This is a genomic window from Nitrososphaerota archaeon (assembly GCA_029785825.1).
GTDB lineage: Archaea > Thermoproteota > Nitrososphaeria > Nitrososphaerales > Gagatemarchaeaceae > UBA183.
Genome location: JAFLYY010000001.1, coordinates 922,245 through 936,541 on the forward strand (window position 1 = coordinate 922,245; position 14,297 = coordinate 936,541).

16 protein-coding genes are annotated in these 14,297 nt (G+C 65.6%); 13 read left to right on the top strand and 3 right to left on the bottom strand.

Features of this window, described 5'->3' with window-relative positions:
- Positions 1 to 85: 85 nt before the first annotated feature.
- Genes JRN21_05015 through sat form a run of 4 tightly spaced genes read left to right on the top strand, consistent with a single transcriptional unit; the run spans position 86 to position 4,279 of the window.
- Entirely contained in the window at positions 86 to 826 is a 741-nt protein-coding gene (locus tag JRN21_05015) for a hypothetical protein (protein ID MDG6988670.1), read from the top strand.
- A complete protein-coding gene (gene aprB, locus JRN21_05020) occupies positions 826 to 1,278 on the top strand; it encodes an adenylyl-sulfate reductase subunit beta (GenBank protein ID MDG6988671.1) in 453 nt (150 codons plus the stop codon). The genes JRN21_05015 and aprB overlap by 1 nt, the downstream gene beginning before the upstream one ends.
- On the top strand, positions 1,275 to 3,107 hold the full coding sequence (locus tag JRN21_05025; protein MDG6988672.1) for an adenylyl-sulfate reductase subunit alpha: 1,833 nt from the start codon (positions 1,275 to 1,277) through the stop codon (positions 3,105 to 3,107). Before aprB ends, JRN21_05025 begins: the two co-directional genes overlap by 4 nt.
- A gap of 8 nt (positions 3,108 to 3,115) precedes the next feature.
- A complete protein-coding gene (sat, locus tag JRN21_05030) occupies positions 3,116 to 4,279 on the top strand; it encodes a sulfate adenylyltransferase (protein MDG6988673.1) in 1,164 nt (387 codons plus the stop codon).
- A 295-nt stretch (positions 4,280 to 4,574) separates the two neighbouring features.
- Here sat and JRN21_05035 read toward each other — a convergent pair whose 3' ends face one another.
- From JRN21_05035 to JRN21_05045, 3 genes are all read right to left on the bottom strand, one after another.
- Positions 4,575 to 4,907, bottom strand: a complete 333-nt coding sequence (locus JRN21_05035; protein ID MDG6988674.1) for a DUF1801 domain-containing protein — start codon at positions 4,905 to 4,907, stop codon at positions 4,575 to 4,577.
- Positions 4,908 to 4,966: 59 nt separating this feature from the next.
- Entirely contained in the window at positions 4,967 to 5,395 is a 429-nt protein-coding gene (locus JRN21_05040; protein MDG6988675.1) for a DUF1801 domain-containing protein, read from the bottom strand.
- Positions 5,396 to 5,511: 116 nt separating this feature from the next.
- Positions 5,512 to 6,441 (bottom strand): NAD(P)/FAD-dependent oxidoreductase, encoded by a 930-nt coding sequence (locus tag JRN21_05045; protein ID MDG6988676.1) that lies wholly within the window; start codon positions 6,439 to 6,441, stop codon positions 5,512 to 5,514.
- A 135-nt stretch (positions 6,442 to 6,576) separates the two neighbouring features.
- Here JRN21_05045 and JRN21_05050 point away from each other — a divergent pair, with 135 nt between their 5' ends.
- The 9 genes from JRN21_05050 (at position 6,577) to JRN21_05090 (ending at position 14,285) form a co-directional block, all read left to right on the top strand.
- On the top strand, positions 6,577 to 7,062 hold the full coding sequence (locus tag JRN21_05050) for a hypothetical protein (GenBank protein ID MDG6988677.1): 486 nt from the start codon (positions 6,577 to 6,579) through the stop codon (positions 7,060 to 7,062).
- Complete coding sequence (locus JRN21_05055) at positions 7,055 to 7,537, top strand: DUF1616 domain-containing protein (protein ID MDG6988678.1); 483 nt, start codon at positions 7,055 to 7,057, stop codon at positions 7,535 to 7,537. The genes JRN21_05050 and JRN21_05055 overlap by 8 nt, the downstream gene beginning before the upstream one ends.
- Before the next feature lie 4 nt (positions 7,538 to 7,541).
- On the top strand, positions 7,542 to 8,117 hold the full coding sequence (locus tag JRN21_05060; protein MDG6988679.1) for a DUF1616 domain-containing protein: 576 nt from the start codon (positions 7,542 to 7,544) through the stop codon (positions 8,115 to 8,117).
- Between the two features lie 67 nt (positions 8,118 to 8,184).
- On the top strand, positions 8,185 to 8,907 hold the full coding sequence (locus tag JRN21_05065) for a hypothetical protein (GenBank protein MDG6988680.1): 723 nt from the start codon (positions 8,185 to 8,187) through the stop codon (positions 8,905 to 8,907).
- Complete coding sequence (locus JRN21_05070; GenBank protein MDG6988681.1) at positions 8,908 to 9,162, top strand: hypothetical protein; 255 nt, start codon at positions 8,908 to 8,910, stop codon at positions 9,160 to 9,162.
- 32 nt (positions 9,163 to 9,194) lie between these two features.
- Positions 9,195 to 11,066 (top strand): hypothetical protein, encoded by a 1,872-nt coding sequence (locus JRN21_05075; protein MDG6988682.1) that lies wholly within the window; start codon positions 9,195 to 9,197, stop codon positions 11,064 to 11,066.
- The gene (locus JRN21_05080; protein MDG6988683.1) at positions 11,063 to 11,986 is read left to right on the top strand and encodes a hypothetical protein; all 924 of its coding nucleotides are present in this window, start codon (positions 11,063 to 11,065) and stop codon (positions 11,984 to 11,986) included. Before JRN21_05075 ends, JRN21_05080 begins: the two co-directional genes overlap by 4 nt.
- 86 nt (positions 11,987 to 12,072) lie before the next feature.
- Positions 12,073 to 12,927 (top strand): MoxR family ATPase, encoded by an 855-nt coding sequence (locus JRN21_05085; protein ID MDG6988684.1) that lies wholly within the window; start codon positions 12,073 to 12,075, stop codon positions 12,925 to 12,927.
- Between the two features lie 32 nt (positions 12,928 to 12,959).
- Positions 12,960 to 14,285 carry a DUF58 domain-containing protein gene (locus JRN21_05090; GenBank protein ID MDG6988685.1) on the top strand — a complete coding sequence of 442 codons (1,326 nt, stop codon included), beginning with the start codon at positions 12,960 to 12,962 and terminating at the stop codon, positions 14,283 to 14,285.
- Positions 14,286 to 14,297 lie beyond the last annotated feature (12 nt).

Here is a 14,297-nt window from a genome sequence, read left to right on the forward strand (position 1 = left end):
TAAATAATTCACATATTCGCATAAGTGCGCCGATGGTGGCGTCGCCGGAGCCGGCCGGGCGGGAGGATGGGATAGTCTGACGTTCATGGGCCTTCCCGTAGCCAACGAGCTCATCGACCTGGGGAGCATCGTGGTCTTGGCTGTCGTCGTCGCCGGGGTGCTATACAAGATAAGGGGGGGCGCGATGCACCACTTCGACCGCTGGCAGGTGCTGAAGGCCCCCATGAACGTGGTGGAGGCGGCAGCCCCCGCAGGGGCGGGGCTGAGGAGCTTCCCGACCGTCCTGTTCCGGGACGTGTTCGCCGCCAAGGTCCTGGACACGTGCAGCAGGCTGAAGCGCGCGTCGCACCTCCTCCTCTTCTGGGGCTTCGTGTCCCTCGCCATATCAACCACGCTGGCGTTCATCACGAATCCGACCAACGTGGTCCTCCCGTTGACGGACCCGGTGAAGCTGTTCGGGAACGCCGGAGGGATACTGATCGTGGCCGGGTTCGTCTTCATGTTCTACGTCAGGTACCGCGAGCAGGCCCCGATATGGCGCCTGACCCGTTCGGACGTCTTCATGACCACCCTCCTCCTGACAGTCGTGACGGGGTTCGTCACTCAGCAGGCGGTCTACGCCGCCGGCGGCTCGTTCTGGGTCTCTGACACCTTCTGGTTGCACATGATATTCGTGACGGTCCTGCTCGCGACCGCCCCCTTCACGAAGTTCTTCCACGCCATCTCGAAGCCCGTCTCGATCCTGCACGACGAGGTCGACGCCAGGCTGGGGAGGGAGCCTGCCATCCCTGTCGCGGGGGCGGGGAGCAAGGAGGAGTCGAAGTAGTGCCGACCTACGTCAACCCCAGCAAGTGCGACGGCTGCGGCAAGTGCGTGGACATCTGTCCAAGCGACATCATGCACCTTTCCCACAGCGTCTTCAACGGCAGGAAGGCGTACAACATCGAGCCGAACTACTGCTGGGAGTGCTACTCCTGCGTGAAGGAATGCCCCCAGCACGCCATCGACATGAGAGGGTACGCCGACTTCAACCCCCTCAACCACAAGCTGACCGTCCTGAGGGACAAAGAAAGGAACGTGGTGAGCTGGAAGCTGAAGTACAGGGACGGCACGAAGAACGAGTTCTCGTTCGCGATCCGCACCACCGCCTGGGGCTCGATCTCGCCTCCCCAGAGCCAGAAGGCCCCCACAAAAGAGCAGTTCGACTCCCAGCTCCTCGCCCACGAGCCTGAATACCTGAAGTCTGACAGAGGCCTGGTGACGGTGACAAAGAAATGAAGACGAAGTTCGTCGACAGCGACGTCCTCGTCGTAGGGGGCGGGATGGCCGGGTGCGGCGCGGCGTACGAGGCGAGGTACTGGGGGAGGGACCTCAAGATCGTCGTGGTCGAGAAGGGGAACATCGAGAGGAGCGGCGCGGTGGCCATGGGGCTCTCCGCCATCAACTGCTACATGGGGATGAGGTGGAACGAGAACACCCCGGAGGACTTCGTCAGGTACACGCGGAACGACCTCATGGGGCTCGTCAGGGAGGACCTGGTCTACGACATCGCGAGGCACGTCGACTCGACCGTCCACCTTTTCGAGGAGTGGGGGCTCCCGATAATATACGACGAACAGACGAAGAGGTACAAGCGGGAAGGGAGATGGCAGATATTGATACACGGGGAGTCGTACAAGCCGATCGTCGCCGAAGCAGCCACCAAGGCCGCGACTGAGGTCTACAACAGGGTCATGATCACGCATCTGCTGAGGGACGCCCAGGACGGCAACAGGGTGGCGGGGGCGGTCGGGATCGGGGTGAGGGACGGCGCCTTCTACGTGTTCCGGGCCAAGGCGGTGATCGTGGCGGCGGGGGGCGCGACCCATGTGTTCAGGCCGAGGTCCGTCGGCGAGGGCGCCGGGAGGACGTGGTACTCGCCCTGGAGCACAGGCTCAGCATATGCCCTGCTGGTCGAGGCGGGAGCCGAGATGACCCAGATGGAGAACAAGCTCGTCGTCACGCGCTTCAAGGACGGCTACGGCCCGGTCGGGGCGTGGTTCCTGGCCCTGAAGGCCAAGGCCTCCAACGCCTACGGGGAGGACTACGAGCTGAAGTACAAGGAGGAGCAGAGGAAGATCTACGGTGACTACGTCGACGCCAAGCCGTTCCCCACCTGCCTCAGGAACGACGCGATGCTCAGGGAGATAAAGGCCGGGCGCAGCCCCATCTTCATACACACCGAGAACGTCTTGGACACCAGGGAGAAGGAGGAGCTCGGCCAGGAGGACTTCCTGGACATGACCATGAGCCAGACCATCGTGTGGGCCTCGCAGAACATCGACCCCAAGAAGAGGCCCTCCGAGCTCCAACCTTCGGAACCGTACATCATGGGCTCTCACGCGACCTGCTCCGGGGCCTGGACGAGCGGGCCCGCCGACCTTTCTTCAGGGGACTACTTCTGGGGGTACAACAGGATGACCACCGTGCAGGGGCTCTTCGGCGCCGGAGACACGGTCGGCGGCTCGGCGCACAAGTTCTCGTCAGGGTCATTCACCGAGGGAAGGATGGCCGGGAAGGCAGCGGTGGCCTACATCCGGGAGAAGCTCGCGGGGACCAGCCCGGCGTTCGCCGAAGGGAAGGTCGAGGCAGCCAGGGACGAGGTCTTCAAGCCGATGGAGACGTACAGCATGGGGAAGAACATGATCACGAAGGGGACCGTGTCCCCGTCGTACTTCTATGCGGACCAGGGGGTGGTGCGGCTCGAGAAGATAATGGACGAGTACGTCGGGGGATGGGGCGCCTTTTACATGACCAACGAGGTGCTGCTGAACAGGGGGCTGGAGCTGCTGACGATGCTGAAGGAGGACCTGGGCCACGTGGGGGCCGAGAACCTGCACCAGCTCCAACGCGCGTGGGAGCTCCAGCACAGGGTGTTGACGGCCGAGGCGGTCCTCCGCCATACGCTCTACAGGAAGGAGACCAGGTGGCCCGGCTACTGCTACAGGTCCGACTATCCCAACCTCGACGACAAGAACTGGCACGTCTTCGTCAACTCGAAGTACGACTCACGGACAGGCGAGTGGTCGATGTTCACCCGTCCTTATGTACAGCTCGTGGGCGGGTGACCCCGGCGATGGCGTCAGCGCTCGGGGAACCCTATGGCGGCAGGCTGGTCGACCTCGCTGTCCCTGAAGGACGGGCCGAGGCCAGGCTGAAGGAGGCTGGCGAGCTCCCCAAGGTCGCTCCCTTCGTCGACTTCGTCTACGACGTCGAGAAGATAGCCGTCGGAGCATACTCCCCGTTGGACGGCTTCATGGACTCCTCGACCCTCAGGTCGGTGATAGCGGAGAGCCGGCTTCCAGGAGGGCTCCCGTGGACCATGCCGATCATCCTGTCGGTCCCCGGGGAGCAGGCCAGGGAGATCCGCGAGGGGAGCGAGGTGGCGCTGCTCGACTGGAACGGGAAGGCGTTCGCCACGCTCGCGGTCTCGGAGACGTACCCCCTCCCCAAGGACGAGCTGGCGAAGGGAGCGTATGGCACCACCGACCCGAACCACCCCAACGTCGCTGACATCTACAACAGCTATGGCGATACAGCGCTGGCCGGGAGGGTGAGCCTCCTGAGGCGCCTGGAGCTCCCGACGGTCTCGCACGAGATGACGCCGAAGGAGACCCGCGAGCTCTTCAAGAGCAAGGGGTGGAAGAACGTCGTAGCCTACCAGTGCAGGAACCCTCCGCACACGGCGCACGAGTACATCCAGAAGGTCTCGCTCGAGAACTCGGACGTCGACGGGCTGCTGGTCCAGCCGGTCATAGGCCGCCTGAAGAAGGGGGACTACAAGCCCCAGGTGATAATGGACGCGTACAGGCAGGTCGTCGAAGGATACTACCCCAAGGACAGGGTGGTCCTGTCTTCGCTCTCCATCACGATGCGCTATGCCGGCCCGAAGGCCGCCCTCTTCCTGGCGATAGTCCGCAAGAACTACGGGGCGACGCACTACATAGTCGGGAGGGACCAGGCAGGGGTGGGGAAGTACTACGACCCGTACGCGTGCCACAGGGTCTTCGACCAGTTCGACATCGGCGTAATCCCCATGAGGTACATGGAGACGTTCTACTGCAGGGTATGCAAGGCCATGGCGACGGCGAAGACCTGCCCCCACCCTGAAGAGGACCATCTGGCGGTCAGCCAGACGAGGATGAGGCAGCTCCTCCAGGAGGGGAAGGAGCTGCCGACGGAGATCCTCAGGCCTGAAGTGATCGCGGTCCTCAAGAAAGGGGACGTCGTGCTGACCTGAGGGAAGGCGGGAGCCAGCCTGGCGGGCGAGCTTGATGGACCGCCAGCGCTGACGGAGGGACGCCTTCGCCCAGATGACCGTCCGGGCCGGGCATGAAAGCGGCCGTGGTCATGGACGATCTGCAGAATTCCTTCCGCCCCCTTCCTCTGGGCGCGTCTCGCCCGAAAGCCGTTTCAGAAGCTAGCGAGGGTGAGAGGTCGAGGACGGAGGTCGACGTCTGACTTTCGACAGGCACCCGGCGCCGGTTCGTCCCTCGCCTTCGGACTTCAGGCCCACGCTCTCCCTTGCCGGGGTGTTACCCCCCTTGCGCCTTCGAAGAGTTCAGCTTCCCGGCTCGGAGGATGAGCGCCTTCAGCGCGGCCTCGTCCACGGGGTCGCCTTCGCGGAAGTCGATGGCGCGGACGGCGTTGCTGTCAAGGCGCGTGTTGAACATCCGCTTCGGGTCGTCTACGCTCGCCCCCTTCGGGAACGTCAGCCTCACGGCGCCCTTGAGGACGTTTCCAAAGCACACTATCCCGTCCCGGGACCAGACCGGGACCCCCATCGGGTTGGAGGGCCTCTTCCACTTCACTTCTTCGACGATGCCGGGGTCTGCCTTCCTTATCAGGGCCCGGAGCCGTGAAAGCATCCTCCCACGCCACCCGTCTGACCCCTCGACTATGGCGTCTATCTCCTGGGAAGGAGACTTCAACTCACCGCTCGCTTCAGGAGGGCGACTATCTTCGATTCCTCGGCGGCTGTCAGCTCCGTCAGCGCGTAAGAGATTGGCCACATGCGGCCTTCGTCGAGTTTCGCCCTGTCGCTGAAGCCCAGGGTCGCGTACCTGGCCTTGAACTTGGCCGCGTCCTGGAAGAAGCAGACCACCTTGCCTTCCGCGTCGGCATAGGCGGGCATCCCGTACCAGGTCTTGGGCGAGAGGCTCGGAGCGTTGGCCTTGACGATGGCGTGTATCCGCTGCGCCAGGGCGCGGTCTGACCCCTTCATCGCGGCGATCTTGGCGAGGACGGCCCTTTCCCCGTCCTCCCCCGCCGCCTTGGCCTCCCGGGCGCGCTCCCTCATGGCCGCCTTCTCCTCTTCCGTGAACCCCCTGGACTTGCTCTTCTGCTGGGGCGACATGGTCGGCCCCTCCTGGGGCCCCTGACGTTAAAGAGGTTCCCGCCGTGGTCGGGGAAGGCGGCAACCCGATCCGAGGCCGTCCCTACATGGATGCGCACCGCGGGCACAGGTCAGCCTCAGGGGTAGTAGGCGACGAAGGGGAGCGGGACCGCCTCGAGGGCCTGAAGGAAGGCAGGGTGCATGTCCCTCAGGACCGTAGCCGATGCCTTCCGGAGGAACCCCGACCTGCGCCTCCCTCCCCTCACGCACTTCTCGGCGTCCATGACCGCCTGCATTATCCCTGAGCCGGTGTAGGGGTCACAGGAGCCGTTCGCCTCCCCCGCGACGAGGAGGTTCCTCACCGGGACGTCGCGCGCGTACCCCAGGAACATCTTCGAGCCTTTCCTCTCTATCCGTCTTGCGTCCCCCAGCCCCAGGTCCCGGCCGAGATGGGCGAGCCTCTCCTTCAGGGCGCCGGCCCAGGGCCAGGCGAGGAGACCCAGGTACGCCGTCCCGTCTCCCCGGGGGAAGACCCAGCCGTAGCCTCCGGGGATGACTTGGGGGTCGTAGACCACGAGGGGGACGTCGAAGCCGTCGGTCGCCACGGTCTCCTCGTAGCACGACGCGTACTCCCTCAGGGAGGCGCCGGTCAGGTGCGAGACCAGGGCGCGGGCGGGCCCGGTGCAGTCGTAGGTGGCGCTTGCTGTATACTCCCTGTCCGCGCGGACCCCGTAGCAGGTCCCTCCTCTGACGACCGGATGCCTCGCCGCCTTCGAGATGAGCTCCGCCCCTGACTCCGCCAGCCGCCGCCGGAGCCACCCGGCCTTGTCTATCATCGCCGTCTCCACCTTGAACTCCCTCCTCCCGTACCTCGTCCTCACCTCGACCGCGCCCGCCCTGTGCGTCACGTCAGCCCCCAGCGCCTTCGCCTCTGTGAGGAGGACCAGCTCGCCGCAGGGCCTGTAGAAGGGGTTGCTGTCGAAGACGGCCACCCGACGGCCGCGGAGGAGCGAGGCGACGGTCGTCCCCGCGGGCCCGGCGCCGCAGACGATGGCGTCGTAGGCCAACCTGGGCCCGGTGTGGTCCCGGTCAGTTAAAGCAGACTGAGGACTCGATGCGGCCCCCTTGGAGGGAGATGGAGACGGAGGCCTTGCCTTCCGGTGTCGGATGCTTATTAGACCCCCGCGAGCGCCGAAGCCCGGTTGCAGACAAGCACTAGGCTCCGCCTTGCTGCGGTTGCCCTGGTCGCCATGACATTCGCGTCGGCGGCTGCCCAGGCCTCGGCTGCGAGCCCGGCGACCTTCAGCTCCGCCTCGGGGGCCATTTCCACCGCGTTCACGGCAATCGACCATGCGGCCAAAGACGGGGGGAACGTGACGAAGCTGATCGCCAGCTTCAACGTCGCCCTCGCGCTCTATGCGAAGGCGCAAGGGGTGAACTCCACGCAGCCAGGGGCCGCCACTTCGGACCTGCAGAACGCCACACAGATCGCCGACGCGATCTCAGCCGACGCTCCCCTCGTCGGCCAGCAGGGGGCGGCTGCCCGCCAGACCCAGCTCGAGCTCTCCGTCGGGTCGGCCGCCGCGGTCGTCGCGCTCGCTGCCCTGATCTACGTCTACGGTGACAGGATCTACAGAAGGGCGTGGCTGAGGCTGTATTCCGGATACCTGGTGAAGAAGATTGGATAGAGAGACGGCCATCCTGGCGCTGGCTGTGGTGACGATCCTGGCGGTCTTCGCCGCGATCTACCCCGTCATACCGTCGAACTCGGAGCGGTTCTCCGAGCTCGGGGTGCTCGGACCCACCCAGCAGATCGGCGGGTACCCGTCGACGGAGCCCGCGGGGCAGAGCTTCCTGCTCTACGTCTACGTCGGGAACCACGAAGCGGCACCGAGCTACTACCAGGTGGAGGTGAAGGCGGGGAACCTGAGCACCGCGGTGAGCAATTCTACGGCGGCAGCCGCGCCGGTGATACTCACCCGCTCTCTTGCGCTCGCCGACAACTCCTCCAGCGTCTTCCCCGTGACGGTCGCGATGCCGACGGCCGGGCTGAACCAGCGGCTGATATTCGAGCTGTGGATGTTCAACTCGACGGATGCACAGTTCTATTACACCGGCCTTTGGAACCAGATTTTCATCAATGTAACGAGCACGTCGGGGTAAGAGCATGAGCAAGAAGTCCCCCAACGTCTCTCTCCTCGACAAGCTCGGCGGCAGGCAGCTCGCGGCAGGCGCCCTCGTGGGCGAGCTGGCCGGAGAGGGGGTCACGAGAGACGAGGCGGTGAAGTCTCTGATCGAGCTGCAGGGGAGGCGGCTGCTGGCCGTCGAAGAGCCCGGGCCCTACTCGAGCCTCTGGTCCTATGCGGCGTCTCCCTATTCGCTCTGGTTCTGGGGGGCGGTGGCGGCGGTGGCGGTTTCGGTGGGGCTCATATCAGTCACCGCGGGGGTGGTCCTCTACGCCAGGTACGTCTTCGGGAGCGCGCTGGTGCTGTTCCTGCCGGGGTACGCGCTGATAGAGGCCCTCTACCCCAAGAGGGAACTGGACGAGCTGACGAGGTTCGCCCTCTCCATCGGGCTGAGCCTGGCCCTCGTCCCGCTCACGGGGCTCGTGCTGAACTACACCCCCTTCGGGATCAGGCTGCTGCCGGTGACCATCTCCATCGCGGGGCTGACCGTCGCCTTCCTCTGCGTGGCGCTTTACAGGCGGCACCAGTACTACAGGCTGGCGAAAGGCGTAGTCTAGAAGCGGCCCTCGATCTAGGAGGGCTGATGAAGCATTTAAGCCCCCTTCGCTTCTCGCCCGCGTCGCATTGGAGCGCAACACCCTCGTCGGGCTCGACTTCCTCCTGATGGGAGCGGTGATATCGGCCCTGGGGTTCTTCCTCGCCGACAGCGTCCCCATCGCATCCTTCGGGTTCGCGCTCGCCGTCATCGGCGCGCTCGTCCTGCTCGTCGTCCCGGAGCCGGTCCCCCAGGACGCGCTGAAGGCCCTCCTGAAGGACGCGGTGAGGAACGTGGAGGTCATCCTCGAAGAGTCGGGGCTGAGGAACAGGGCGCACTTCATGCAGATGGCGGACGGGGAGGTGAGGGCCTTCGTCCCGATGTCGGGCGCCGGGGGCGAGGCGGTCAGGGTAGAAGAGCTCGACCGGGCGCCCAGGAGGTTCGTGATGAGCCAGGGCGGGTCGCAGGGGCTGCTGGTGATCCCTCCAGGGAACGAGATAGCCAGGCTCGCGAAGGTGGAGAAGGGGTCGGACATGGAGGAGTCGCTCCGTTCGGCCCTGGTCGAGTACTCCGACCTCGCCCGGGGGGTGCTCGCGGTGGTGGAGGAAGAGGGGAAGCTGGTCAAGGTCCAGATCTCGAAGCCTCAGCTGAGCTCCGAGTCGCCGTACTTCAACGACGTGCTGGGGACCCCTGTGAGCTGCGTCGCCGCCTGCGTGGCCGCCGTCGCGGCTGGGGCCCCGGTCAGGATAGAAGAGGAGAGGTACGACCCGGCTTTCATCCGCCTGACGCTGCGCGCCACCGGTGAAGGGTAGATGGACTCCAGGCAGCGGTTCGTGATGCTGTACGCGGCCCTGGCCATGGTCCCGTTCACGGTCTTCACCTTCCTGAACACCAACGACCTTGGGATCTACGTCAGCTCCTACACCATAGAGTACTTCGCCCTCCGGCTGATAATGAACCCGAAGCTCAGGCTGAAGGTCGACGCCCTCGGCCTGCTTCTCCTGGCGATGTTCGTCTACTTCGTCGCGCTTCGGGTGGCAGGGATACTAGGGGTGGCGCTCCCCTGAAGCGGTCCAACCAGCTGGTCCTGGAGTCGGCTGTGATCGCCTCGGTCCTCGTCATGCTCACGCTGGGCGGGTCGGTGGCGACCACTTACGTCCCCCCTTCGTTCGTCCCCCTCCTGAACCCGGCCAAGGTGAACGTGAGCCACGATTCGAGCGCCCTCGCGGCGTACTACAACGCCACCCTGACCCAGATAGGCTCAGGGAACTTCGGGAACGCCTCGTTCCTGCTCGAGACATTCCCATTCGTGAACATCGCCCCGGCGGTGAACGCCACGGCCCAGCTCGCGAACTCGGACCTGGCCACGGTGAACGCCTCGGCGGCCAATGCGACGGCGGCGTTCAGTCAGGCGGAGACGCTGGTGAAGTCGAAGCAGTACATCAACGCCACGGTTTTCACCCTCGAAGGGTGCGCGCTTGCTCGGCAGGCCAGCGAGAGCCTGGCGGACTTCCAGGGGCCGCAGACCTCCAAGTTCAAGTCAGAGTCCATCCCTGTGTCTCAGTACAGCAAGGGGTCGGCAGCGGCCAGTGGCCGCATAGACGGCCTGCTGGCGGAGTGCGACCGCCTGGGCGGGGCCCTCGGGTTGAGCGGGTCCACGTCGGGGACGGCACCCATACTGCTGATCGGGTCGCCACAGACCGCGATCGAGACGGGGGGGACCGTGGAGCTGGTCGGGAACCTCACGCTGCAGGGCTCGGGGATCTCGGGCCAGGAGGTGCTCTTCTACTTGGACGGGTCGTACTTCGGGTCGATCGCGACAGGGCCCGGGGGAGACCTCGCTGGGAGCCTCCGGATACCCTTCGTCTACAACAGCACAGTCGTGGTGCAGGCCTTCGTGGCGGCCAACTCGTCTGCCGGGATAGGAGGAGCATCTTCAAACGTCCTCACGTTCGAGATACTGTTCAACCAGACGTCGATAGTCGTCGGCGACCCGCCGGCGGTCCTCCCGACGTTCGGGTTCGACGTGACGGGGAACCTGACGACGGTGTCGGGGGTCGCTCTCCCGTACGCGCCCGTCAGGGTGACGTTCCTGGGCGAGTCACAGATGTTGTACACGGACGCGGAAGGGTCTTTTGCGACGAGGCTCACCGTCCCTGCCAACGCGACGAACGGGGTCTACTACGTCTACGCGAGCTTCGCCCCCCAGGGAGTGTTCGGCCCTTCGGTCAACTTCACCTCGGTCCAGGTGGTGCACCTCCCGATGACCCTGAAGGTCAGCGTCCCCTCGCTTGTCTTGGCGGGGTTCTCGGCCACGCTGACGGGGACGGCGGCGGCCAACGGGAGCGCGGTCGCGGGCGCGAGCGTCGTCCTGAGGTCCCCCTGGGGGACTTTCAGTACAACGACCAATTCGGCCGGCGGCTTCGACTTCACCTTGCCCGTCTCTCCTCTTGAGTTCGCCTTCAGCAGGAGCGTCTCGGTGGACGCGAGCGCCGCTCAGCCGTACATCGCGCCCGGAGCCGTCGCAGAGTCCATCGGTCTGTTCAACCTCCTCCTCGTTGTACTGCCGGTGGCGGCGGTCGGGATAGTCGGGTACGAAGCGGACAGGCTCGGGGTGCTCGAGGGGCTGAAGAGACGCAGGGGAAGGCAGGAAGAGGCCTGGCCGGAGGAAGCCGGAGCAGAAGAGACGAGCGTGGAGGCCCTTGGCGTCGCCGGGGGCCCTGAGCTGGTCCAGGCCTACCGAAAGGCGCTCGCGATGGCGTCGAGGAGGCATTCGATCAGGTTCCGGCGGAGCCAGACCATCAGGGAGATCGTGTCGTCGGTGAAGGCCAAGGACGCAGGGGAAGGGTCTCGCATCTTCGGCGAGGTGATGCTCGCAGTTGAAGACTTCATCTATTCCGAGACATTCGACCAGGCGCGGCTCGGCGAGGTCAAAGGGCTGCTCTCGCGGCTGGAGGAGGTCTGGAGATGAAGGTCGGGAATGGGAACGCGGCGAGGGCGCTGCTGGCCGCGGTGCTGCTCGGGCTGGTGTGTTTCGTGCTGCTGGTGCAGTACGCCCCAGACAGCGTCGCTTTCAGCCCGAACAACTACGGGTGGAACGGGCTGCAAGGGGTCGCGTCCGCCTACAAAGTGCGGTTCACCACCAGCCTTTCCACGGTCCCGCAGAAGTCGGTCCTCGTCGTCGCCCAGCCCAGCATCGACTTCAGCGCCTCTGAGGCGGGGAAGGTCAAGGGATTCCTGCTTGGAGGCGGGACGGTCCTAGTCGCAGACAACTCAGGGGTGGCGAACTCCTTGCTCGCTGAGATAGGCTCGGCGATCTCGATCGAAGAGCAGCACACCATAAGCGACCAGACCTACAACTGGAAGTCGAGCAGCGTCCCCACCGCCCTGGTGCTCCCCGGCGTCAAGCCCAGGTTCGGGTTCCTCGCGAACGTCACCGGGATCGCGCTGGACACGCCGTCGCCCCTGCTCGTATCGGGAGGGGCGACCGGGCTGGCGATCACGAGCCAGTTCAGCGGCTACTCTACCCCGAAGGGGACGGTCAGGGGGCCGTTCGTGGTCATGGCCGAGCAGAAGTTCGGAAGCGGCACCCTGATCGTGATCGGGGACTCGCAGGTCCTGCTCAACTCCGAGTGGACGGTCGCGGACAACAAAGTCCTGATCGGAAACCTGTTTGCAAACGCCCCGGTTTACATCGACGCGTCCCACTGGGGGGTCAGCTCGACGGCGCAGGTGAAGGCGGAGCTCGCCCAGTTCTACGGGTCGGTCTCCGGGTCTCCCTCCAGGTACATCGCGACCCTGTTCATGGTGGGCCTCGCTCTCGCGCTCGTGCCCGCGAAGGGTACGGGCCCTACACCTATTAACGAACGGCGAAGGGGCGTAAGCGATTGACCGAGACCAAGCGGTCCAACCTGGAGAGCTGGTTCGTTTCAGAGATCTCGAAGCGGGTCGTGGGCCGGGAAGACGTGGTCAGGCTGATGCTTGTGTCGCTGGTAAGCCAGGGGCACATCCTCCTCCAGGGCAACCCGGGCCTTGGGAAGACCACGCTCGCGAAGGCGTTCTCGGAGACCATAGGGGGGGACTTCCACAGGGTCCAGATGACCCCCGACACCCTCCCGGCGGACATACTCGGGACCTACGTGTTCGACCAGAGGAACTCCAGCTTCGAGCTTAGGAAGGGGCCGATCTTCGGGAACGTGATACTGGTGGACGAGCTGAACAGGGCGACCCCGAAGGCGCAGGCCGCCCTCCTCGAGGCGATGCAGGAGAGGCAGGTCAGCCTCGAGGGCCAGACGATGCAGCTGAACGAACCATTCATGGTGCTCGCGACCCAGGTCCCGTTCGGCGCGCCGGGGACCTATCCGCTCAGCGAGGTGCAGGCGGACAGGTTCGCATTCTCGCTCAACCTGGGCTATCCGCCGTTTGAAGAGGAGCTGAAGGTCCTTGGCTCGATAGACAAGATCGAGGCCGGGCACTGCGACGTGGTCATGACCGCGAAGGAGGTGATGAGGACCGTCGAGGCGGGGAAGAAGGTCTTCGTCTCCGACCCCGTGCAGAGGTACATCGTCTCCATCATAGGGCACCTCCGGGAGTCGCCGATGTTCAGGGTCAAGCCCAGCGCCAGGGCGTCCATCGCGCTCCTGAAGGGGGCGAGGGCCCTCGCGCTCCTGGATGGGAGGGACCACGTGCTGCCTGACGACGTGAAGGCCCTCGCGATCTACGTGCTCCAGCACAGGGCGTTCCTTTCTGCGGAGGCGCTGTCGGAGGAGGTCAGCCCGGAGTCGCTCCTGAAGGAGGCGCTGGAGAAGGTCCCTGTGCCGAAGGAACCGTAGGAAGAGGACAGGCAGACTGGTCGGGCGAAGGGTTGAGAGTCACTCGGGCCGGCCAGGGGGCTGCGCTCCTTGTCCTGGCGCTCGTCGTCGGCGCGGCGCTGTTCAGGGACTTCATCATCGAGTCCGTCCTGCTGGTGGCTCTGCTGGCGCTCGCAGCCGAGGCTGCCTGGGTGATGCTGGCGACCCGGAGGCCTGAGACGAAGTTCGTGCTGAGGAGGAGGGACGCCGAGGCAGGCGAGCACAGGGCCGTGCTCTACCCCGGCGACGGTTCGTCGGAGACCGTTGTCCTGACCAAGAAGGTCGGGGGGAGCGCGGAGCTTGAGAGCAGGGTCAGCTTCCTCGAGATCGACCCAGGGGTGGTCAGGGGGGCGGGGAGGTCCATGCTCGAGTTCAGGTTCAGGACCGAGTTCGCGGGGGAGTATTCCGGGGACCGGGTGGGGGTAGTGGCGAGCGGGCCGCTCGGGCTCTTTTCGGCGTCGACGTCGGTCCCGTTCCCCCGCAGGTACGTCGTGTACCCGCGGGTGCTGCAGGTGGCTGCGGCCACGGTCAGGCTGCTCGGGAGGGCGGAGCTGGGGGAGACGCCGGTCGAGATGCCCGGGGTGGGGAGCGAACACTACGAGATGAGGGCGTACCAGGCAGGGGACGACTACCGGAACGTGAACTGGAAGGCGACCGCGAGGGAGGGGGAGCTGATCGTGACGGAGCGCATGAGGGAGGTGGGGTCGTCGTTCCTCCTGGTGCTGGACGCCAGGGCGCCAGGGTTCAGGGAGACCGACGCCCTCGCGTCCACGTTCCTTTCGGTAGCCAACAGCCTCGGAGCGGCAGGGATGAACTTCGGGGTCATCGTCCACGACGGGCACAGGGTGGTCGCGGAGTCGCCGCAGCAGGACCCGAGGACGAGCCTCGCCATGGCGCTCAAGGCGGCGGTGGGCATCACGAAGCTCGACGCCAGCCCGGAGTTCCTGGAGCTGGTCCCCGTCGGGGCGACGAGCAGGTTCGCCGCCGGGGCGGGCTCGGGCGAGGGGTGGACAGCCCAGATGGCAGGGGTGCGGCGGGCCGAGCTCAGGTCGGTGCTGCAGACCCAGGACCCGTGGTCGACGGCAGCCAGGTATGTGCGGGACTCGCAGGCGAGGAGCGTCGTCTACGTGTCAGGGCTCTTCGGCGAGGTCCAGCCCCTGATAGAATTGGCCTGGGAGGCGCGGCACTACAGGGACGCGGTGTTCGCCGTCGCCAACCCGTGCGACCGCGGGGAGGAAGGTTCGCCGTATCGGAGGCTGGCGAAGGCGCTGAGCACCACCGGGGTGGGATACCACCGGGGCGAACCGGTGGAGCTGGCGCGCAGGGTCCTGGCCTACTAGGTCCAGGGTCTG